Annotated in this window: 18 protein-coding genes; 4 read left to right on the top strand and 14 right to left on the bottom strand. The window is 57.3% G+C overall.

Going from position 1 to position 22,475, the window contains the following annotated elements; translation table 11 throughout:
- Window positions 1–27 precede the first annotated feature (27 nt).
- The 6 genes from murB to V3B64_RS14690 form a co-directional block, all read right to left on the bottom strand.
- A complete protein-coding gene (gene murB, locus V3B64_RS14665) occupies window positions 28–1,089 on the bottom strand; it encodes a UDP-N-acetylmuramate dehydrogenase (protein WP_329914351.1) in 1,062 nt (353 codons plus the stop codon).
- Window positions 1,090–1,097: 8 nt separating this feature from the next.
- Window positions 1,098–2,153, bottom strand: coding sequence for a quinone-dependent dihydroorotate dehydrogenase (locus V3B64_RS14670; RefSeq protein ID WP_043397144.1), 1,056 nt, complete (start codon window positions 2,151–2,153; stop codon window positions 1,098–1,100).
- An 8-nt stretch (window positions 2,154–2,161) separates the two neighbouring features.
- Window positions 2,162–2,932: a class I SAM-dependent methyltransferase gene (locus tag V3B64_RS14675; protein ID WP_329914352.1), complete on the bottom strand. Its 771-nt coding sequence runs from the start codon at window positions 2,930–2,932 to the stop codon at window positions 2,162–2,164.
- A gap of 5 nt (window positions 2,933–2,937) precedes the next feature.
- Window positions 2,938–3,222, bottom strand: coding sequence for a DUF4190 domain-containing protein (locus V3B64_RS14680; protein WP_010484694.1), 285 nt, complete (start codon window positions 3,220–3,222; stop codon window positions 2,938–2,940).
- A gap of 342 nt (window positions 3,223–3,564) precedes the next feature.
- Window positions 3,565–4,374: an SDR family oxidoreductase gene (locus V3B64_RS14685; RefSeq protein WP_329914353.1), complete on the bottom strand. Its 810-nt coding sequence runs from the start codon at window positions 4,372–4,374 to the stop codon at window positions 3,565–3,567.
- Between the two features lie 40 nt (window positions 4,375–4,414).
- Window positions 4,415–5,947 carry an aldehyde dehydrogenase family protein gene (locus V3B64_RS14690; RefSeq protein WP_329914354.1) on the bottom strand — a complete coding sequence of 511 codons (1,533 nt, stop codon included), beginning with the start codon at window positions 5,945–5,947 and terminating at the stop codon, window positions 4,415–4,417.
- A gap of 431 nt (window positions 5,948–6,378) precedes the next feature.
- On the opposite strand from V3B64_RS14690, the gene V3B64_RS14695 reads away from it, so the two are divergent.
- The 3 genes from V3B64_RS14695 to V3B64_RS14705 all read left to right on the top strand — a co-directional run bounded on the left by V3B64_RS14695 (window position 6,379) and on the right by V3B64_RS14705 (window position 10,686).
- On the top strand, window positions 6,379–7,836 hold the full coding sequence (locus V3B64_RS14695) for an undecaprenyl-phosphate glucose phosphotransferase (protein WP_329914355.1): 1,458 nt from the start codon (window positions 6,379–6,381) through the stop codon (window positions 7,834–7,836).
- Window positions 7,837–7,985: 149 nt separating this feature from the next.
- On the top strand, window positions 7,986–8,420 hold the full coding sequence (locus V3B64_RS14700) for a low molecular weight protein-tyrosine-phosphatase (protein WP_134951083.1): 435 nt from the start codon (window positions 7,986–7,988) through the stop codon (window positions 8,418–8,420).
- Window positions 8,421–8,475: 55 nt separating this feature from the next.
- Entirely contained in the window at window positions 8,476–10,686 is a 2,211-nt protein-coding gene (locus V3B64_RS14705; protein ID WP_134951082.1) for a polysaccharide biosynthesis tyrosine autokinase, read from the top strand.
- A 900-nt stretch (window positions 10,687–11,586) separates the two neighbouring features.
- Here V3B64_RS14705 and V3B64_RS14710 read toward each other — a convergent pair.
- From V3B64_RS14710 to V3B64_RS14745, 8 genes are all read right to left on the bottom strand, one after another.
- On the bottom strand, window positions 11,587–12,510 hold the full coding sequence (locus V3B64_RS14710; protein ID WP_329914356.1) for a glycosyltransferase family 2 protein: 924 nt from the start codon (window positions 12,508–12,510) through the stop codon (window positions 11,587–11,589).
- Window positions 12,511–13,055: 545 nt separating this feature from the next.
- Window positions 13,056–13,664 carry a DapH/DapD/GlmU-related protein gene (locus tag V3B64_RS14715; RefSeq protein WP_329914357.1) on the bottom strand — a complete coding sequence of 203 codons (609 nt, stop codon included), beginning with the start codon at window positions 13,662–13,664 and terminating at the stop codon, window positions 13,056–13,058.
- Window positions 13,664–14,794, bottom strand: coding sequence for a glycosyltransferase (locus V3B64_RS14720; protein ID WP_329914358.1), 1,131 nt, complete (start codon window positions 14,792–14,794; stop codon window positions 13,664–13,666). The genes V3B64_RS14715 and V3B64_RS14720 overlap by 1 nt, the downstream gene beginning before the upstream one ends.
- Before the next feature lie 20 nt (window positions 14,795–14,814).
- Entirely contained in the window at window positions 14,815–16,113 is a 1,299-nt protein-coding gene (locus tag V3B64_RS14725) for a hypothetical protein (RefSeq protein ID WP_329914359.1), read from the bottom strand.
- Entirely contained in the window at window positions 16,113–17,294 is a 1,182-nt protein-coding gene (locus V3B64_RS14730) for a glycosyltransferase (RefSeq protein WP_329914360.1), read from the bottom strand. Before V3B64_RS14730 ends, V3B64_RS14725 begins: the two co-directional genes overlap by 1 nt.
- Window positions 17,291–18,484 (bottom strand): hypothetical protein, encoded by a 1,194-nt coding sequence (locus tag V3B64_RS14735; protein ID WP_329914361.1) that lies wholly within the window; start codon window positions 18,482–18,484, stop codon window positions 17,291–17,293. The genes V3B64_RS14730 and V3B64_RS14735 overlap by 4 nt, the downstream gene beginning before the upstream one ends.
- A 9-nt stretch (window positions 18,485–18,493) precedes the next feature.
- Entirely contained in the window at window positions 18,494–19,612 is a 1,119-nt protein-coding gene (gene gmd, locus V3B64_RS14740) for a GDP-mannose 4,6-dehydratase (RefSeq protein ID WP_134950986.1), read from the bottom strand.
- Between the two features lie 13 nt (window positions 19,613–19,625).
- Window positions 19,626–20,876: a glycosyltransferase WbuB gene (locus V3B64_RS14745; RefSeq protein WP_134950985.1), complete on the bottom strand. Its 1,251-nt coding sequence runs from the start codon at window positions 20,874–20,876 to the stop codon at window positions 19,626–19,628.
- A gap of 652 nt (window positions 20,877–21,528) precedes the next feature.
- Here V3B64_RS14745 and V3B64_RS14750 point away from each other — a divergent pair.
- The gene (locus tag V3B64_RS14750) at window positions 21,529–22,473 is read left to right on the top strand and encodes a GDP-L-fucose synthase (protein WP_329914362.1); all 945 of its coding nucleotides are present in this window, start codon (window positions 21,529–21,531) and stop codon (window positions 22,471–22,473) included.
- Window positions 22,474–22,475 lie beyond the last annotated feature (2 nt).

Genomic DNA, 22,475 nt, shown 5'->3' on the forward strand with positions numbered 1-22,475 from the left:
TGGCGCTGGGGGAGAGGGCGGGGGTGTTCACCACTGTGCGCCGAGCAGGCGGGGCTCCGGTTCGATTGGCACGCCGAACTTCTCCAGCACGGAAGCAGAGATGCGTCGCGCCAGCGCCAGCAGTTCAGCGCCGGTGGCGTTGCCGTGGTTGACCAGCACCAGTGCGTGGCTCGGCGCCACGCCAGCATCGCCTTCGCGGAAGCCCTTCCAGCCGCAGGACTCGATCATCCATGCCGCCGAGACCTTGCGCTTGCCGTCCTGGTCGGACGGGAACACTGGCAGCTCGGGGAAGTGCTGCAGCAGCACGTCGACCTGTTCCAGCGGCAGCACCGGGTTCTTGAAGAAGCTGCCGGCGTTGCCCAGTACATCCGGGTCGGGCAGCTTGCGGCGGCGGATCGCGATCACCGCATTGGCCACGTCCACCGCACTGGGCAATTCCACACCCTGCGCCTGCAGTTCCTCGCGGATGCCGGCGTAGTCCATGCGCAGGTCATGCAGCAGTGGCAGCTTCAGTTCGATGGCGGTGATCAGGTAGCGGTCCATCTGCTGCTTGAACACGCTGTCGCGGTAGGCGAAACCACATTGTTCGTTGTCCAGCCGCACCCAGGCCTGTTCCTGGCAGTCCCAGGCTTCAACGGCCTGGATGAACTCGCCGACCTGCGCGCCGTAGGCGCCGATGTTCTGAATCGGCGCGGCACCGGCGGTGCCGGGAATCAGGGCCAGGTTTTCCAGGCCGGACAGGCCTTCCTGCAGCGACCACATCACCAGGCCGTGCCACGGCACACCGGCACCGGCGCGGATCACGGCATGGTCGGCGCGATGCTCGAGGAAGCTGATGTCACGGTTGCCGAACACCAGCACTGTGCCCGGCAGGTCCTCGGCGATCAGCACGTTGCTGCCGGCACCCAGCACCAGCAGCGGGCCGCTGGCCACCTCGGGCAGTGCCAGTACCTCCGGCAGCAGCGCGGCATCGTGCAGTTCCAGCAGCTGTGCGGCGCTGGCCTGCACGTGGAAGGTGTTCAGGGCCTGCAGCGGCGCATTGCGGGTGAGCGTCCAGCGCAGCGAGGCGTTGCCGTCGACGGTATCCATGGGTGTGCTCACAGTGGGGCCACCGCGCCGCGGCTCGGCGCTTCGCGGCGGCGACGGATCGCCTCCACGCATTCGGAGACGAGGGCCGGGCCACGGAAGATCAGGCCGCTGTAGCACTGCACCAGCGCCGCACCAGCAGCCATCTTGGCCACGGCGTCGGCACCGGACAGGATGCCGCCAACACCGATCAACGGCACCGACTCGGGCAGGCGCGAACGCAGGCGGCGCAGTACCAGGGTGGACTGCTCCAGCACCGGCGCGCCGGACAGGCCGCCGGCCTCGTTGGCCAGCGGGTCGCCGGCCACCTTGCTGTGGTCGATGGTGGTGTTGGTGGCGATCACGCCGTCCACCTGCAGTTCGCCCAGCACGCGGGCAGCGGCATCGATGTCGCGCTCGCTCAGGTCGGGCGCCACCTTGACCAGCATCGGCACGCGGCGACCGTGGCGGGCCGCGAGATCTTCCTGGCGGTCGCGCAACTGGCTGACCAGCTGGCGCAGCGCGGTTTCTTCCTGCAGTTCACGCAGGCCGGCGGTGTTGGGCGAGGAAATGTTGACAGTGATGTAGTCGGCCAGCGGGTACACCTTGTCCAGGCAGGCGATGTAATCGTCCACGGCCTGTTCGTTCGGGGTGTCCTTGTTCTTGCCGATGTTGATGCCGAGCAGGCCACGGCGGTTGCGCGCGCGCTCGACGTTGCGCACCAGCGCGTCCACGCCCGCATTGTTGAAGCCCATGCGGTTGATGATCGCGTTGTGTGCAGGCAGGCGGAACAGGCGCGGCTGCGGATTGCCGGCCTGCGGGCGCGGGGTGATGGTGCCGATTTCGACGAAGCCGAAACCCAGCGCGAACAGCGCATCGATGTGCTCGCCATTCTTGTCCAGGCCGGCGGCCAGGCCGACCGGATTGGGGAAGGTCAACCCGAACACCGTGCTGGGCATCGGCGCGATGCGTGCGGCCAGCAGCGGCGTGGTGCCGGTGCGGTAGGCCAGGTCCAGTGCGGACAGGCCAAGGCCGTGGGCGCGCTCGGCGTCGAGCGAGAACAGGAAGGGGCGGGCAAGCGAATACATGCGTCGGTTCAGTCCAGCGTGCCGAGGAAGGCTCGGGTTCGATATTCAAAAGCGACCTGGCCGTCGACCGCGTGGGCGGCGAACAGGTCCTGCAGAGCGTCGATCATCGGCGCGTGGCGCGGATGACCGGCTTGCGGGGCATAGGAGGAGGACAGCAGGCGCCCGCGCAGGGCATCGAAGTCCAGGTGCTGCACGTTCGGCAGCTCGACCATGCCGCGCAGGCCGGGGCCGAACCAGGCCTGCATGGTGGCATCGTCCTGGTAGCGCTCGGCCACGGCGGAGTAGTCGGTGCCGTAATCCAGCAGCAACTGTTCGTAGCCGACCAGGAACGGACTGGCATCGAGCAGGCGCGAATTCCAGTAGATCAGAGCCTGGCCACTCGGGCGCAGGATGCGCTGCCATTCGGCGCGTACCGCTACGGTGTCGAACCAGTGGAAGGCCTGCGCGGCACTGACCAGATCGATGCTGGCGTCGTCCAGACCGGTGGCCTCGGCGCGGCCGTCCACCGCACGGAACTGCGGGTACTGCGGTGCCAGCCATTGCTCGGCCGCGCCCCGCATGGCGGCGTTGGGTTCAACCGCGACTACCGGATGGCCGCTGGCCAGGAACAGGCGACTGGAAATACCGGTCCCGGCGCCGATGTCGGCGACCAGCGCCTCGCGGCTGACGCCCATCGGGCCGTGCAGCCATTCCAGCAGCGCGGGTGGGTAATCGGGCCGGTAGCGGACGTAATCGGCGACGCGGCTGCTGAAGCGTTCAGTGCTGTCGGAGGCGGTCATGGCAGTCAGTTCGACATCGCAGCGAGCCAGGCCAGGCCGCCGAAGAACAGGATGAAGACCAGGATGGCGGCGATCACGGCGCCGACCATCACCCAGCCCAGTACCAGACCGGTGACGGCCAGGCCATCGCCTTCCAGTTCATGCGGGCGGCGGCGGATCTCGGCGCGGGCCATGTGGCCGGTGATGATGGCCACGATGCTGGCCACGAAGGGCAGGACGGTCCAGCTGGCGATGCCCATGACCAGGCTGACCACGGCCAGGGCGCTTGTCTGTCGGGGTGCCACGCTCATCGGGGTCCTCCTTGGCAGTGTGCACATGATAGTGCCTCTGCCCGGGCAATCCCATGCCCGGCGGATGCGATGGCAGGCGTCGACCTTGGCAGACGAAGGGCATTCCAGCCACGGTAGGCGTCGACCTTGGTCGACGAAAGGCATTCCAGCCACGGTAGGCGTCGACCTTGTCGACGAAAGGCATTTCAGCCACGGTAGGCGTCGACCTTGGTCGACGAAAGGCATTCCAGCCGTGGTAGGCGTCGACCTTGGTCGACGAAAGGCATGCCAGCCGTGGTAGGCGTCGACCTTGGTCGACGAAAGGCATGCCAACCAAGGTAGGCAACTACCGGCGTGCCGGTGTCAGCCCATCAACACCTGGCCACCATCCACGTTGAGCACATGGCCGGTGATCCAGCGCGCCAGCGGCGAGCACAGGAACAGGGCGGCATCGGCGATCTCACGCGGGTGGCCGAAGCGACCGAACGGAATCTTCGCCAGCGTACCGTGGTACAGGGCGGGATCTTCGGTGCGGCGGCGGTCCCAGAGGCCGTCATCGAACTCGATCGAGCCCGGTGCGATGGCATTGACCCGAATCCGGTCCTTGGCCAGCGCGAGGGCCTGCGAGGTGGTGTAGTGCGACAGCGCGGCCTTGGCGGCGGCGTAGGGCGCACCACCGGGACGCGGCTGCTGCGCGGCGATCGAAGAGAGATTGAGAATGCAGGCGTCGCTGGATTTGCGCAGCCAGGGCAGGGCCAGGCGAGAGGCCCGAACCGCCGCCATCAGGTCGATCTGCAGGCTGGCGGCCCAGCCGTCCTCGTCGTCGGCCATACCGTAGCCGGTGGCGTTGTTGACCAGCACATCGATGCCGCCGAGCGCGTCGGCGGCGGCCTGCAGCCAGGCCTGGATCTGGCGGGGATCGGCCAGATCGGTGGAAAACGTGTGCAGTTCGAAGCCCTGCACCCGTGCATCGGCGCGCAGGGCATCCAGGCCGGCCTGGCCGCGAGCGCAGACCGAGACCTGCGCACCGGCGCCGGCAAACGCCAGCGCCATTTCACGGCCAATGCCCTTGCTGCCGCCGGCGACCAGCACGCAGCGGCCGGTGAAATCAATCACCGGCTTCCCAGCCTGAAGAGCCGAGCCATGCTCGGCTGCATTACCTGCGGTGTTCATGGCGCATCCTGCCGAGCATGGCCCGGCACTACAGATAGCGTTACAGGTCGAACCTGATGCCCTGCGCCAGCGGCAGCGAATCCGAATAGTTGATGGTGTTGGTCTGGCGGCGCATGTAGACCTTCCATGCATCCGAGCCGGACTCGCGACCACCGCCGGTGTCCTTCTCGCCACCGAAGGCACCACCGATCTCCGCACCGGACGTGCCGATGTTGATGTTGGCGATGCCGCAGTCGCTGCCGGCCGCCGACAGGAACTTCTCAGCAGTCTTCAGATTCTGGGTGAAGATCGAAGACGACAGGCCCTGCGGCACGCCGTTCTGCATGTCGATGGCTTCGTCGATGCTGTCGTACGGCATCACGTACAGGATCGGCGCGAAGGTTTCGTGCTGGACCACGGCGTCGCTGTTCTTCAGGCCCGAGACGATCGCCGGCAGCACGAAGTTGCCTGCGCGGTCGATGCGGGTGCCGCCGGTTTCGATGGTGCCGCCGGCCGCCTTGGCCTGGGCGATGGCATCGAGGAACTGCTGCACGGCGCCATCGCTGTTCAGCGGGCCCATCAGGTTGGCGGCGTCGGTCGGGTCGCCGATCTTGCCTTCCACCTGCTTGTAGGCCTTGACCAGCGTGGCCAGCACGTCGGCATAGATCGAGCGGTGCACGATCAGGCGGCGCGTGGTGGTGCAGCGCTGGCCGGCGGTACCGACCGCGCCGAACACGATGCCCGGCACGGCCAGCTTCAGGTCGGCGGTTTCGTCCAGGATGATGGCGTTGTTGCCACCCAGCTCCAGCAGGCAGCGGCCGAGGCGGCGCGCAACCTTTTCGTTGACGGTGCGGCCAACCTGGGTCGAGCCGGTGAAGCTGATCAGCGGCACGCGGCGGTCATCGACCATCTTCTCCGACAGCGCGGTGCCGGCATCGTTGATCAGGAAGAAGATGTCCGGGAAGCCGGCTTCACGCAGGGCGTCGTTGCAGATCTTCAGCGAGGCGATGGCGGTCAGCGGCGTCTTGTTGGACGGCTTCCAGATGCACACGTCGCCGCAGATGGCGGCCAGGAACGAGTTCCAGCTCCACACCGCGACCGGGAAGTTGAAGGCCGAGATGATGCCGACCAGGCCCAGCGGGTGGTACTGCTCGTACATGCGGTGGCCGGGGCGCTCGGAATGCATGGTGTAGCCGTACAGCATGCGGCTCTGACCCACGGCGAAATCGGCGATGTCGATCATCTCCTGCACTTCGCCGTCGCCTTCGGGCTTGCTCTTGCCCATTTCCAGCGCAACCAGCGAGCCCAGGGCGTCCTTGTGCTTGCGCAGCGCTTCACCGCACAGGCGCACGGCTTCACCGCGGCGCGGAGCCGGCGTGGTGCGCCAGACCTTGAAAGCTTCCTGGGCGCGGGCGACGACGGTCTCGTACTCGGCCTCGGTGGTCGCGCGGACCTGCGCGATCGGCTCGCCGGTGGTCGGGTTGACCGGGGTGATCAGCTCACCGCTGGTCGCGCTCGACCACTCCCCGTTGCCCAGGTACGTGCCAGCGTTGATCGCGTCCAGGCCAAGGGACTTGAGCAGCTCGGAAGACATGCAGACTCCTGTGTTTCGTTACGTTGTTTGGCGCCATCGCGGGCAGGTGGGGGGACGCGATGAACAGAACCGCCGATGGTAGCAGAGGGAGGTTGCTGGGCTTTGGTGCGGTGCGGGGTGGGGTGAGCTCGAGACTGTCAATTTGCCAACATGCGATCTGGACGTGGATGGATGATTTCGACGCAAAATGACGCACATTGACTCATTGTGACACACATGAAATTCACAATAATTCTAGGGACTTACGTAACTTCCTGACGATAACTTCATTCAGTCCCCGACTTGACGTTCCTATCTTTTGCTTCGGACTTCATTCACAATCCCTCCACATTTAATTGACGCAGCCTCGATATTTCCGTGCTGGGTGGGGAGTCCATGCACGTGACCGCGGACGCTCCGGCGTCCGGTCGAGCAGGTATTGGAGAAGTGCTTTGCTACATGGATCAGTAGAAGACCTTCCCGCAGAGCGGGCCCGGGCGGGTCGCCGCCGCGTCGAGGCCCGAGCCGCCCTCGAGTTGGGGTTGCGCTTGGGCGATCTGTTGTTGCTGCCGGGTATGGCGGTGCTCTCCCACATTCTGCTGAACGGAGCAGGCGCGCCGGATTCCTCCCAGCGCATCGTGTTCGGCGCGGTGATCCTCAGCGCCATCGTTTGCTTCTCTGTAGCGCCGATGTACCGCAACTGGCGGATCCGTGGCCTTCTGGCTGATCTTTGGCTGTTGTTGCTGGCCTGGTCCGGCACCTTCGCGTTGTTCTCGCTCTACGTCGTCCTGGTCGGACTTGCCGATGCGGTCCCCTCTACCTGGCTGATCGGCTGGTATGCCTTTGGCTTGGGCTCCATGGCTGCACTGCGCGTACTGCTGAGAGTGCAGTTGCATCGCTTGCGTTCACGCGGGATGGATCATGAGCGGATCCTGCTGGTCGGGCTGCGGGCGCCTGCCTTGAGGCTGCACCGTCTGCTGCGTGGTAAACCAGAGCTTGGCAAAGACGTCATCGGCTACTTCGCCAGTGCAGGCGATATCGCTACCCGTCGCGGTGGGGATGCGCCGTGCAGGCTGGGACGGCTGGAAGACGTTCCGCAGTACATGGATCAGCACCGCGGAGAATTCGACCAGGTCTGGGTGTCGATGCCGATGGGGCACGCGGCCGCGATCAAGGACATGCTCAAGCAGATCGAGCGATTTCCGGTGCCGGTGCGCCTGATTCCGGATACCACGGGGCTGGGTGCGTTGAATCCCGGCGTACACCAGGTGGGTGACGTGCCGATGATCGGCGTGCGCCAGGGCTTGGCAGACCACCGGTTCCGCCTGTTCAAACGCGTCGAGGATATCTTGGTGGCGGGTGTCGCGGTGATCCTGCTGGCACCGTTGTTTGCCGTGCTGGCCATTGGCGTGAAGCTGAGTTCGCCCGGGCCGGTGTTGTTCCGCCAGAAGCGCCATGGGCTGGGTGGCAAGGAATTCTGGATGCTCAAGTTCCGATCCATGCGCGTGCATGCGGAGGGGGAGGGGCGGATCACCCAGGCCACGCGCGGGGATCCGCGCGTCACCCGGTTTGGCGCCTTCCTGCGCCGCAGCAGCCTGGATGAATTGCCGCAGTTCTTCAATGTACTGGGTGGGAACATGTCGGTGGTGGGGCCGCGACCGCACGCGATCCAGCACAACAACCACTACGAGCGGGTGATCGAACGCTACATGCACCGCCACTACGTCAAGCCGGGAATCACAGGCTGGGCGCAGGTGCATGGGTTGCGTGGCGAGACGCCGGAGCTGCGCTCGATGAAGAAGCGCGTCCAGTACGACATCGATTACATCCGGCGCTGGAGTCCGACTTTGGATGTGCGCATCATCGTGATGACGGCATTCAAGGTGTTGGGCCAGAAGTCGGCTTATTGACGCGTCGCTGGTTGGGGAAGTGCGACGTAATGCCATGAATTTACTGGCCATTTCATCGCTTGTAACGTCATCGTAAGGTATCCTGTATGGCTGCCGCCGCTCCACTTTGGGGCCGTGGCGCTGCATGGAATGCCACAGGATCGAAGTCAGTGTTCAAGAATGTTCTATTCGTATGTGTCGGCAACATCTGCCGCAGTCCTTCGGCCGAAGTCATGCTGAGGCAGGCCGTCGCCGGCAAGGGCATCCAGATCTCCTCCGCAGGACTAGGGGCACTGATCGGCCATGGCATTGATGCCACGGCACAGGAATTGCTGGCGGAGCAGGGCATGGACGGCCTGGCGCACCGCGCCCGGCAGATCGATGACGCCATCCTGGGAGCGGCCGACCTGGTGCTGACCATGGAGCGCAAGCACGTGCGCCGAATTGCCGAAATCGCGCCGCAGGCCTCGGGCAAGACGTTTCTGCTGGGCAAGTGGCAGCAAGAGCAGGAAATTCCTGACCCGTACCGGCAGCAGCGGCCGGCGTTTGAGCACGTATACAAGTTGATGGCTGAGGGTGTTGAGAGTTGGGCGCGGCACTTGTAGTGCTGCTGCATTCTCTCTGTCCCCTAATCCGTACCCAATTGAAGAGCCTTTACTGATGACCACCGAAACCCGTAATCCGGCGCAGGACGATAGCGATGAAATCGACCTGCGGCAGTTGCTTGGCACGTTGATTGATCATAAGTGGTGGATTGCGGGAATCACTGGCGCGTTCTTTGCCGTTGCCGTGGCGTATGCACTGCTCTCCACACCGATCTACCGTGCTGATGCCATCGTGCAGGTGGAGTCGAAGGTGCCGAGCCTGCCGGGTCTTTCCGACATCAGTCAGTCCCTTGGTATGGGAGGGGGGGCTGCCGAAGCAACCACCGAGATCGCATTGATTACTTCTCGCGCGGTGGTAGGTAGTGCTGTTAATGCGCTGAAGCTGGATGTTGAAGTTGAGCCGAATCGATTTCCGCTTATTGGCGGCTATTTTGCCCGTAATTCAGAACGTGCGGACCCAGGGAGGTTGGCCGACCTGCGGTTTGGAATGTCCAGGTTTGGTTGGGGTGGGGAGAAGCTTCACGTGTTCCAGCTCGATGTTCCGCGTCATCTGGTTGCTAAGCCCCTGACCCTGATTGCAGGTGAGAAGGGCGCGTATGAGCTCGTGGATGATTCCGGTAACCAGCTGCTGAAGGGGCAGGTTGGGAAGGTCGCCTCCGGAAAGGGGGTTGTGATGCAGATTGCCGAGATGCGCGCACATCCTGGCATGCGCTTTGAAGTGACACGTCAGCGTCATCTCACAGTGGTTGGCGGGCTTCAGAAGAAGGTAGCAGTAAGTGAGTCTGGCAAGGAGTCCGGGATCCTTACGCTTGCCTACGAGAACGCTGATGCGGAGCTGGCACAGCGCTTTCTGCAGCAGGTCGCACAGGCGTATGTTCGCCAGAATGTTGAACGAAACTCTGCAGAGGCCTCGGCGCAGCTGACCTTCGTGAAAGAGCAGCTGCCTAACGTGCGTAACCAGGTGGACGCAGCGCAAAAGGCCTTGGCGGCCTACCAGACCCGTGCCAACTCTGTTGATCTGAGCCTGCAGACCAAGGGACTCCTCGACCAGGAGGTCGCCGTTGAAACCAGTATCCAGCAGCTTCGCCTCCAGCAGGCTGAAATGGATCGCAAGTTCACGCGGGACCACCCTGCGTACCAGGCGTTGATGCGGCAGATCGGGGAGCTTGAGGGGCGCAAGAGTGGTTTCCAGGGCCAGGTGAAGCAGTTGCCGGAAGCACAACAGGAACTGCTTCGTTTGACCCGCGATTTACAGGTCAGCAATGAGATGTATACCGGGATGCTCAACCAGGCGCAGCAGCTTGATGTGGCGCGCGCGGGCACTGTCGGTAATGTTCGTATTGTTGACGCGGCCGAAGTTGATTCCACCACCCCTGTTCGACCCCGTAAGACGCTCGTCGTGTTCATCGGCGCTATTCTTGGCGCTTTCCTTTCCATTGCGCTGGTTCTGCTGAAGCAGATGCTCAATCGTGGCGTGGAAGATCCGGCGCAGATTGAGGAGCTTGGTCTGCCCGTGTATGCCTCGATTCCTGTAAGTGCGCAGCAGCAGAGCGACTCTGTCCGTGGCAAGTTCCGTGCAGATGGTAAGTTGCATCTACTGGCGGTCAAGGATCCAGCCGACCTGGCGATTGAGGCCGTACGCAGCCTCCGTACTAGCCTGCATTTCGCTCGCCTTGAAGCAAAGAACAACATCGTTCTGATTTCTGGCGCCAGCCCGAATGCCGGCAAAACGTTCGTTTCGTCGAACCTCGCCGCAGTGATAGCGCAGGCTGGTCAGCGCGTCCTCATCATCGATGCCGATATGCGAAAGGGGACGCTGCACAAAGCGTTGGGTGCTGTGCAGTCGCCCGGTCTTTCGGATCTTCTGGTGGGTAAGGCCGATCTGGCTCACGTAGTTCGGACGCTGCCGGGCATAGACAGCCTCAGTTTCATTACCCGCGGTGACGTTCCTCCAAATCCATCCGAGTTGTTGATGCATGCGAACTTCACGCAGCTTCTTGAAACTCTGTCGCCGCAGTACGATTTGGTGATTGTCGATACGCCGCCGATTCTTGCTGTGACCGACGCGGCAATTATTGCGCATCATGCCGGCACCTGTCTGATGGTGGCTCGCTTTGGCTTGAATCAAGCCAAGGAGCTGGCCTTGGCGAAGCGCAGATTTGAGCAGAACAACGTCCGGATCAAGGGCGCGATTTTCAATGCTGTCGAGCGGCGCGCTACCGGTTACTACAGTTATGGATACTATGAGTACAAGTCCAGTACCTAAGTGCTGGAGATCCTGAGTAGGGCGTGGTTGTAAGTGTGAACGGACGTTAAAGTGATGGTGGGTCTAGCGCCTGAGATGTTTATGGGCGACGGCAACTCGGAAGGTGCTTGCGGTTGTTCGAAGGCACTTTGGTCTCAAGCAGATGTTCAATTTCGCTGCGTTTCCTGCCTTGGCCCGCTGCGGCATGCTTTGGGCTTTTGGTAGCAGTAGGGTGGGTGGTCGTTGGTCGCTATTTCGCCAAACCAGCGACGCTACGATAATAAGTGATCTGTGCCAGGTGTAAGCGGTTCCCGGTAGCGCCGTTGTAGCAGGGGGTTTAGGCCCGCTCGTCGGGATGCATGCTCCTCAAGGCGGTGCGCGATTGATCGCCGATGGTGAGTGGGCATACTCCCACTCACCACCGCCAGCATTTCTCCGGCGATTGGGATCGTGCCTATGACACGGCTGCCAGGGGCTGCGCGGCTTCCTTAGGCACAGCGGGCCACCTAGGTGGTCGCAATCGTAACGAATCACCAAGCGGCTCAAGTGGGAAGGGCCTACTCAGAACATGGGCGCGCATTGGTTTATGGCCCGTAGGGTGGCCGAATCCCGGTAGTGAGGTAGGCTCGCAGCTTACGCCGATGCTCTTCGATCTGCTCAACTGCTCATCTAGGAGCGGCGTGCTGCGTATGGGGACCTTTTTCATCCGGGCCCTTTAGGGTTCGGATGGGGGGGGGGGGATCACCAGTTCTCTGAGATGTGCCGAGTGGAAAATCCGCAAAGAGAGCACGGCTACCTACCGCATGCTCGGCAGTTGGCGTCTGGTTGTCGGGAACTCCAATCTTCTGAGTCCCAACTCTGGATTCGAGAGGACTAAGCTTGGGCTGAACGAATCACGCTCTTGCGTGCAACTGCAAGCCGCTACAGTTTGCCTGCTGCTAAATTGTGCCCAGTTAAACGACTTAGTTCGTCGATTTTATGTCCTTTCTCGTCAAGATGAGCGATGGCAGCTTCCAGTTCGACGACCTTTGCGCCCACGAGGAAGCGATACCAATATCCTTGGAGAAAGTGGTAGGTCAATCCTTCTCTTCCATCAAGAAATCCGCCCTGAATGAGGTAGCGCCACAAGAAATACGCAGTAGAGCTTACAGTGAAAGGAACCTTATTATAAGCATTTTCCTTTAGCCAGCGTTTAAATGACGCTTGGCCGGAGCTTCCTTCAGCTGAGAGCACTTCTCGAGAGAAAAGTTCGTGCCGGGAGTTAATTATTTCAATCGCTTCGCGAGTCGCGTATCGATTGTGTTTATCTATGAAATAGCTTAAGTCGAAGAGATTGTGATCGGCGAATCCTCCGGTAAATGTTATCGTGCGTCCCTCCGATACTTGGATATGCTCATCCATCCAACGATCCTCAACTGTGCCTTTCCCCTTGCGAAAAATCCGAAGCATAAGCAGAGGGTAACGGCCGCCGTGCTTAATCCAGCGGTTCATAAATATGTGTCGTCGCTTAAGATTTATGCCAGAAATGGATTCGTCAAGTTGAGGTAGGTGGAAATTGATCTCCTCAGAGAGATCCGGATAGATGATCTCGTCAGCGTCCAGGCGCATGATCCATGGCGAACGAATTTCGCAGTGATCCATCGCCCATTGGAATTGATTTGCCTGATTTACGAACCTATTGAAAAAAATCTTGGCCCCAAGGCTCTCCGCAATTTCAGTCGTTCGGTCGTTTGAGTATGAATCAACAACAATCACTTCTGCTGCAAATGACTTCACAGACTGAATTGCACGGGCAATATGAATTTCTTCATTGTACGTCAGGATCACTACCGAAATTTCAGCCATCTGTCGACTCCGCAGTAGCCCGGTCCCTATGCTTTACAAGTTTTGCAGGGTTTCCAGTGTAGACCCCAAATTCCTCGGTATCTCGGAACACGACCGCTCTCGCGCCGACAACGGTGGATCTTGCAATCGCCACTCCAGGACCTACAAAAGCTTCAGCTGCGATCCACGCACGCTGGCCAATTGAAATTGGTCTGGTTACCAAGGGGTGGATCGGGTCGTTGATGTCATGAGTGCCCGCACAAAGGTGGGCTCCTTGGCTTACTGTCGCCCTCTTTTCGATTAATACCGTCGCCATGTTGTAGCAGTTTACCTTGGGGCCGAGGCAGGTGTGTTCTTCCATAATTAAATTTGGGGGATACCAAATGCGGGCAGTTGAATAGACATGGGCGGATTGGTGCACTCGTGCTCCCGCGATGTTCAGCAAAAAGACCCTCCATCGATGAAGCGGAGTGGGAGTCCAGGAGGCAAGTAAGGCCCACGTTAATGACCACGCTAATCGGAAGAGTCTGTGAGTAAGAGGGTAGGTGGTATGCCCTTTGCGAGTGCTATTGCTTTCCATTGCAGTCTAACCCGATGCTTTTACGATAAATTTCCCAATCTTCATTTGAAAATCGGTTCTTGATAAATCGTGCCGGGTTGCCTCCAACGACAGAGTTCTCCGGGACATCCTTTACAATAACGGAGCCAGCTGCCACGACCGACCCATCTCCTACGCGGACACCGGATCGGATGATGACACCATGACCAATCCATACATCCGCACCAAAAACCGTAATGGAGTGGCGCCATCGGAATGCAAGGCGCGTTGGCACACGGGGATCTTCGATTCCGTGATCATTCCCTACGATGCGTACAGAAGTCGAGATCATGCACAGATCTCCCACTGAGACTGGACTTGGAGACTCGAAGCCAGCTCCGACATAGCAGTAGCGGCCTAGTCTGCTACCCGCTGGGATGTCGACATTCCGGCCAAACTGGACTCCTTCTCCGACCTGTGTAAGGTTAAGTCGCAGCGCCTTTATAAAATTTACTGGCCTCCTCAGCATCTTCTTAATCGGTCTGTCGATGATTGAGCCGCAGATACTGATGATTGAATCAGCAACGCGTGCTGGCTCAGGGACGGTTGGAACTTCACCTCTATTACGCCCTCCCATTACATGCGCCTCTCTTTGCTGATCTCATCAAGTGCGTCTTCAATGAGGGTACGCTGAACACTTGGGTTCCATCGCCTACTAATTACATCGCGGCATCTATTCCGAACTTCCGCCCGATCGGGCTTCTGTTCCATCCATGCTTCTAAGCAATCGGCAAGGCTCTCAGAGCTTCCTCTTTCGAAGAAATCCCCGGTTCGTCCAGGTTCAATTGCCTCAAATTCTGGCATCTGATTGCTGAAGTCTCCATGGGTAAAGGCTGGCGTGCCGTATGTAAGGCTGTGAATTGCCGTCAAGCCAATTTTCCCGGGTGACACGCATGCATCAGCATCATAAATCATCCTGCCAACAATCTCTTCATCATAGCAAGCGCCAAAGAAGTGCACGCTTGCGCCAATGCGAGCGGCCTGCGCTTCCAGAGACTTTCTGGCGGGTCCATCACCAATTAGCAATATATTTACTGGTAGCCCGCGCTTCCCCAGTAGCTCGCCCGCATCAAGAAGTAAGTCGAGCCTACAAATCTGCGTAAGTCGAGCCGTGCAAATAATCAATGGCCGGTCCGGGTCTTCGAATAGCGCTCGACCAGGTGCGCGGGAAACGTCACGCTCTATCCTCTGGAGGATTGAGGAGGATGCAGCAAAGTCCAAGCTGTTGTAAATAGTTCTAATTTTTGACTCTGGGTACCCCTGTCTAATTCCCATTTCTCGGGAGCGCTCGCCGTAAACAAGCAGTAGGTGGGATATCGAATAGTAAAAATTTCGGATCAAGGATTTTGCTTTTCTCTCTTCTGAGAGCCATCCGTGGGCCCAGAAAACTACCTTCTTGCCGGTCGCTCTGCCGACGATGCCAAGAGCCCAAGTCGCAATTATATTGGGGTTGCCAAGGATTAATAGTACGTCGACCGAGCTATCAGTCGCAAGTCGGATGTAGTTCTTAAATCTAAATCCGCGATCGGTTCGTTTGACCGCGAGTTCGTTAATAAACACACCAGGCTCGCCCTTATATGGTTTTATTCCGTCAAATTCATCTTTTGATGCGTGAAATTCGTACTCATGACGTCCATTCAAAGATAGTTCGCGCAGAACTGGCGCCCTATAATGCGGAAACTGATGGTATATGACGGAAACCTTCATTTGCGCTCGCTGAGGAAGTGTTATCGTATTATCGGCTTGCTTCGAAATCGAATCTTTGACGTAGTGCATATGACTAGGATAACGATTATGGCTACAATGGAAAAGACTAAATCAAATCTCCATCCAGCGAAGCCGACTGCAAAGGTCATGTATTGGATTGAGTTCGAGTCAAACATTCTAAACAGATTTGAAATTCCCCAGAGAATTAATGGGAGGGCTATGACGGAAAATGGCCCGAAGTTTGCGTAGGCCTCGCCGATGTATGTTGAATTCAGTGCGAGTCCATCAACATCCAGTCCAGACAGTCTTCCGAGGGTCAGTCCAAAGCCCTCGGGTCGTCCTGGCCAGATCGCTTTGGGAAGATAGAATGTTAGTGGGCGAACTATGAATGTGTCGCCCATTAAGTAACTATGCTTGGACGGATAGTTCGCGATGACCATGTTGGCCATATTCAGGTTGCTCGCCTCAAACGCGGAGGAAAGAATTAGCTGGATATCCTGCCCCTCGGACGTGGCAAGGTGCTGGGTTGCCGTGTCTACTGCGTAGCTCATTTGCTGGAGGTTTAGGCCATTGCTCCACATCATCCCGCGAACAATTGGGAATATAGAGTTGGCTTGAATTATGATTGGAGCGGCAAGGAGTAGGATCGCATAGCCCTTCTTGGGTACTGATTTATAGGCGAGCGCGTAAGATATTATGCAGGTTAGTGCGATAATTCTGTTTCCGGAGATGATGAGCTCCAGGCCTGCTATGCAAATTAAGCCAATGCAGAACGCTCTGGTCGTAATCAGTTCCTTTCGCTTATAGAAGAGCAGCAGAAATGGCAGCGTGAAACGCATTACATTTCGTATCTGCAAGAGAGCAACCGCAACAGCATCTCCCTGCATAGACTCGCCGTGGCTGCTATACCAGTGCCCTCCTGTGAGCTTCCCCGAGGAAATAAATCCGTAAATAGAGAATGCAAGATAGGTTGCCGTGTACCAATGCAGCAGTTTCTTGTTCTGAACTATATTTTGATTGATGTTTATCTTCGGGAGGCCGATATGCCGATTGGGGATTAGGGAAATGATAACCGCGACTCCGGCGGTCACTAGGTACACTCCTGGACTCCCGTCAATTGTCATATTCGGGATGGGGATGTCTACTTGTCGAATTCTGCCGAAGACCGCGGAAAGAAATATAGGCGCTCCAACAAAATAAGAAAATCCTAGTTGAACGCCAGCCCAGTAGGTTATCGTTTCCCTTCTCACGACCTGAACGATCATTGCCAGGCACAGTGTAGTAGTGATTAGGGCCAGAATAATATTCAGGGTCTGCACTATCCGCGAACCTCCAGGCGTACTTTCTTGAGATATGCGATCAGAGGATTGTGCCTTAAGAAAGATTTTGCGTAGCTAAGCTTTGGTATGGTTGAGTTGGAGGTGCTGCATACTTTCCCATCAGTACTTGCGCTATCCAGGATTTGAACCAAAGCCTCCAGTTTCGCGGCTGTAGCCTCTGTAGAAAAGCGTGAAACTACGATCCTGTGAGTATCCCGGGCTCGAGTACTGGTTGGGCTCTCACGGACAGATGCTTTGCAGATTGCTTTGCTTAAGAATGCGCTCTCGTTTCGTTGATAGGAAAACCCCTTTATAGAAGTGAACTCCCATGGGGTATTGTCACGATACTCTCTTGCTCGATAGACCACTGGTAGTCCTGAGCCCAGCGACTCTAGAATGACGTTACCGAATGATTCCCCTCGCTCGGCATCAAGTGCGAAGCAGTCACTTGCCCAGTAGTAGCGCCGAAGCTTGTGATCATCGTCCACGCGGGCGATCAGATGGCAGTTTTCATTACCTTCAAGTTTCAAAGATATGGACTCAGGCGCACCTATAAGAATCATCTTGGTTGATGTTCCTTTGATCATTTGAGCGAGCTTGAGATATGAGCTTGACCACTTCCCATCATGGGGGGAGCCAACGCGAAGGATGACGTTGTCGCATGCAGCGATGTTCAACGAGTTCCTTGACTCTTCACGCTCTTCGGCCGTCGGTGGGCGGAATGTGTCGGTATCCTGACAGTTTCCAATGACAAATGGCGCTTTGTTGGATGGGAATCCTGAAAGTCGATACTGCATGGCTGCCCATTCACCAAGTACGGCCGTGCACCATTTGCCCGGCCACCTTGCAAAGGTGCTGTCTTGGATTGCGAAAATATTGTTGACGATAAGGTGTGGCGCGTGAGACCCGAGGCTGCGAACAGTCTGCTGAAGTAGCTGAATTGCCGCGTGCTGGCCTGCGGAGTAGCTCGAGTAGTGGAAGTGGACTACGCTCACCTCTGCCCAGTCTAGATCCGTCAGGTTCTCGAGAATCTGGCCTTTTGATTGAAATACTGCACGCCTTGAGGGGGTAATGCCCTTCGTTGCGTGAATGATCGGATTGTATCCCAGGGCGATCCAGCACTCGCAAGAAGTAAGTGCACTGCGGCTGGTGCCGCCGAGGCCGCTGTCGGAGAAGATCACGACGACGCTTCTGCTTTTCCTGTCCATCTATTCGTGCCGTTACTCTTTGTTAAGAACCAAGCTAGAATTAGCTGCGAGCATAGAATGCCCAGTGCTGCCACTGTGAAGCTGCCTGCGTAGCTTCCGATGCTTACAATTACTAAGCCAGTAAAGACCGAGAGTCTTGTGAGTCGTTGAACAGCCGCCTCCTGGTTTTTTGTGTATAGGCATGCAGACAGTATTTGGCAGAGTAAGCTCAGGAGTGCTGCGCAAAATGCGGCCACATAAACAAAATTCTGGGAGGCGGCGTCAGCTTTGAAAAGCATCGGGGCAATCCAGAAGAGTGCAGGAGATGTTGCTGCTAAGAGCAGAAGCGCTAGTCTAAGTGGCTTATATGTCTTTTCCCAAATGGCCTGCCTTTCGGACGATGACTCTGCATGTCGTAGGTTCGGTACCAGTCTGGATGCTATGAGTGAGGTTATGATGTGGACGGGACTGGCCAGGCGTACGGCACTTGCATACAGGCCTGACAAGTGCGAACCAAGGAACGCATTTATCAGGATTACATCTAGCTGCTGTAGCATGGTCCAAATATTGATAAGCCAATAATTGGAGCCCCCTCGCAGGGCATTCTTATGTAGACTCTTGAAGTTGTACTGGCCGAGAAAGCGGATGGCGCCGGCGAGCCAGGCAAGGGCAAAACATCCGCTAATAATCGCGAATTTGTCCCAGGAGGGCCGCAACGTGCTTGCGGCAGCTACCGCGGCCAGAGGAAGCGCTCTCCGAAGCAGGGTGAAGATGTCGGCCTCCTTGTTCTTCTTTAGTCCATAAAGATATGACTGTGCGATATTGTTTTGTAGCTCAGCTGCTGTGAAAGTGGCAGCCGAAACCATTATCCAGCTAAGCGATCCCAGCGAAGTGGCGCTTGCAAGAAGCGTAGCTAGAAAAGCAGTGGCTGACAGTACGATCGCTGCAGCAAGATAGCTGCCACCGATGCTGCTTTTGGGTTCAGTTATCTGCAATGCCCTGTTGGGGAGTCCAGCGCTAAGAAATCCAATTAGGATGGCTCCAATTGCGCACGTTGTAGAATAAATGCCGAACTGCGCCAGATTGGCCGTTCTCGCCAAAAGTATTAGGAAAGCTCCTTGGCAGGCAGCGGCGGCTACCCTTGAAAAAAGCGAAAAGCTCGCGCTGCCGTTACCAGAGGTCATGCTGATCAGTTACTCTTTGCTTTGCGTAATTGGGTAGCCATTGTCCCGTAGCACGACCTGTTTGGCTGCCAAGGTCCAGTCGCACTCAATCATTTCTTTTACCATGTCTTTCAGGGAAATCTGCGGTACCCATCCAAGGTCGGTTTTGGCCAATGTTGGGTCGCCCAGTAGGGTCTCAACTTCGGCTGGGCGGAAGTAGCGCGGATCGATTCTAACGATGACATCGCCGGCCGTTACTCCTGGTGCCCTATTGCCGGTCACCGATTTGACGATTGCGTGTTCAGTAGCGCCGGTTCCTAGGAAGCTCAGTTCTATCCCAAGTTCTCTTGCAGCCATCTCAATGAATTGGCGGACGCTGTACTGCACTCCTGTCGCAATGACGTAGTCCTTCGGGGCATCCTGTTGAAGCATCATCCATTGCATACGCACATAGTCTTTTGCGTGACCCCAGTCGCGGAGTGCGTCTAGATTGCCCATAAAGAGGCAGCTCTCAAGCCCCTGCGCAATATTGGCAAGTCCACGGGTTATTTTGCGCGTTACGAATGTTTCGCCGCGGCGCGGGCTCTCGTGATTAAAGAGGATTCCATTGCATGCGTAGATTCCATATGACTCGCGATAGTTTACGGCAATCCAGTAAGCATAAAGTTTTGCTACACCATACGGACTTCGCGGGTAGAAAGGGGTTGTCTCCGTCTGAGGTACTTGCTGAACTAGGCCGTAAAGTTCACTTGTAGAGGCTTGGTAGAAGCGCGTCTTATCAGTGAGTTTGAGGAATCGTATTGCCTCGAGGAGACGCAAGGTGCCAAGGGCATCCACGTCTGCTGTGTACTCGGGTGCTTCAAAGCTCACTGCCACGTGACTTTGTGCGCCGAGGTTGTACACCTCATCTGGTTGCACTTCTGCGATGATGCGTGTCAGGTTACTGCTATCCGTGAGGTCGCCGTAGTGGAGGTGCATGCGTGCACCCGCTTCATGGGGATCTTGATAGATATGGTCAACGCGTTGCGTGTTGAACGATGATGCGCGCCTTTTGATGCCGTGAACTTCGTATCCTTTCTCAAGCAATAGCTCTGCGAGGTAGGATCCGTCTTGGCCGGTTATGCCAGTAATGAGTGCCCGTTTGGTCATGCTAGGTCCGTCTCTAGTTGGTGGAAACGCTGGATTCTTTCGGCGTTAGGATGGAAGTAAGATTGCTATTGAAGCCGGCAAGAATCGCGTCTAGTCCGAGAGTGTGCTCCGCCTGATGTCTAGCTGCGGCGCCTAACACTCTTCGTCTGTCAGGTTGGGAGCATAATTCACGAATTGCGCTTGCCATTGCTTGAGCATCGCCTGGCGGGACGACGACTCCGCTTTGAGCTAGCGCCTTTGCTACACCCGTGCCATGCGCTGCGGTTGCGACCACCGTACGCCCACTAGCAAGCATTCCTGTTAGCTTTGATGGCATAACGAGGTCTGCAACGTCGGCTCGTTGTGGTAGTAAGTGTATGTCCGCTAGTCCCAGCCAATCATTAAGCTTGTCGATCGGTTGAAGGTCGAGAAAATGCACGTTCGGGAGATCCGCGCAACTTTGTTCTAGTAGCGATCTCCCGGGGCCTTGTCCGCCAAAGACGAAGTGAAGTTGCTCCATGTCCTTCAGAGAGCGCGCGACTTTCTCCAGAATTTCAAGTCCCTGTTTAAGGCCCATGTTTCCAGAGTAAAGTGCCACTACTGCTAAATCTGAAATATTAAGCAATCTCCGGTAAGGGCTTGAGTCGGCGAGAGGGCGTATTGCGCCAATGTCCACCCAGTTTGGAAAGAGTGTGCGTGAGCTCGCTTTGACACCCTTTGTGGATAGACGTGAAATCATCATTTCGGATATTGTCGACACACGATCAAACCGACGCATTACTGCGCGCTCAATTGCAAAGGCTATTTTGCGGCCAGCGTTTGCTCGAATCACGCCCATTTCCAATGCCGCGTCAAGCTCAAAATCTTGAATGTGTAGCCAGGTCTTGGCGCCTGTGACTTTTGCATAGAGCCAAGCTGCTGGAGCGCTCGACATTGTCGGCGCGATGTTTACCACCACTTCGGCTCGGAAAAAGAGTGATGCGGCGAGTGCTGGGATACAAGTCAGGCCAAAGGACGCGAGGTGCAGCAGGCGCGTTAGGCCTCGAGGTTTGGCGGGGACCCAGATAGGGCAGCGGAGAACCTCTGCTCCTGATATCCATTCGCGTGACCACCACCAACGACGATACCCGTTTGATATTTTCCATGACGGGTAGTATGGCGGAGCGGTAACTACGCGAACCGAATGGCCATTCGCCGCAAGCCAGGTGGCCATCTCGCCTGTATATTTGCCAGTGCCGATGTCCTCGGGGGCGTAGTTGATCCCAACAATCAGAACGCGAGCCATTCGTGGGCCTCTGGGTTTCTTAGGTGACGGCGCGGGATGCTGGCCAGCAGTTCTTTTCCGCCCATCCGCAAATCAAAATGGGTGGGGCGAGTGCCCCATTGGAGCGGCCGCTGAGTCGGCCTCGCGGGCGTACTGGTAGCGCTTACTGGACTGTAACTCCTGCGTAAGCTGGCAGTGCATTCAAGTGAGCGGATTTGCCAATAATCGAAATGGTCCTGGTCTGCGTCGGCTTCCTGCCTTGATGTGTTCAATAACATCTATCTGATCCTTCTGTACCATGGCGCGCAAATGCCACTATCTGCTCAGCTTGTCTACGCTGGTCTGGGCATCCGCGCGAGCTGGACCTCGAATCGCCATAGGCATTCCTGCAGGGCGGCTCGTAGCAATCATTCATTGTATCAAAATTGCGTGAAGAGTGCGCTTGCGTGTTGCTGGCAGGGATTGCTGGACCTGCAGGGTCGTCCGAAAGGTCCGGGATGGGGTAGGCCTAGTCCGCGGCTCATGGCACACTTGCAGGCCCTCTCGTTGCATGAGAGGGTTAGGAGCACGGAAGCAGCGGCGGCGCTTTGGTACCTTTTGGTGCTGACAAGGTGAGGTCGATGGCTGCATTTGACGTTTCCGTGCGCATCCACCTCTCCCCTGAAGCAAATTCATGACACCTGAATCTCGCATTTTCGTAGCAGGCCATCGTGGTCTTGTTGGTAGCGCAATAGTCCGTCGCCTGACCTCGCTAGGTTACCGGAACCTTATTCTTGCAAGTAGAGATGCCTTGGATCTTCGAGATCGTCAGTCAGTAGATGCTTTTTTCGAACGTGAGAGGCCGGAAATTGTATTCTTGGCTGCAGCAAAAGTTGGCGGCATCCATGCGAATAGCACCTATCCCGCAGATTTTCTGTTTGAAAATTTACAGATTCAGAATAATGTTATAGATGGGGCGTATCGTTTCGGGGTTGAGAAGCTGGCGTTTCTTGGCTCCTCCTGTATTTATCCCAAGCATGCTGAGCAGCCCATTCGCGAAGAGTCATTGTTGACCGGTTCGCTCGAGGCGACGAATGAGTGGTACGCTGTGGCGAAAATTGCGGGAATTAAAATGTGTCAGGCATATAGGAGGCAGTACGGCTTCAATGCCATAAGCCTGATGCCGACGAACCTATATGGTCCTGGTGATAATTTTGATCTCCAGAACTCTCACGTGCTTCCGGCTCTAATCCGAAAGTTCCACGATGCCAAGATCGCCGGGATGCCTGAGGTTGTCATGTGGGGGTCCGGCACGCCTCGTCGCGAGTTTTTGCATGTTGACGACATGGCTGCTGCCTCTGTTTTCTTGGCGGAGACATACAGTGGTGAGGACATTGTTAATGTCGGGGTGGGAGAGGACATCAGCATTCTTGAGCTTGCTGAGCTTGTCCGCGTAGTTACGGGATTCTCCGGGCGTATCGTGAATGATTTGACTAAGCCTGATGGTACTCCCAAGAAATTGCTCGATGTCAGTCGACTGAGTGATCTGGGATGGAAGGCAAAGATCGGCCTGGGCGAAGGCGTTACTGCCACCTATCAGTGGTTTTTGGAAAATCAGGGCTCACTCCGGGAGGTATAACT

The sequence above is a fragment of the Stenotrophomonas sp. SMYL86 genome (genome assembly GCF_036320025.1).
In the GTDB taxonomy this organism is placed as follows: domain Bacteria; phylum Pseudomonadota; class Gammaproteobacteria; order Xanthomonadales; family Xanthomonadaceae; genus Stenotrophomonas; species Stenotrophomonas maltophilia_A.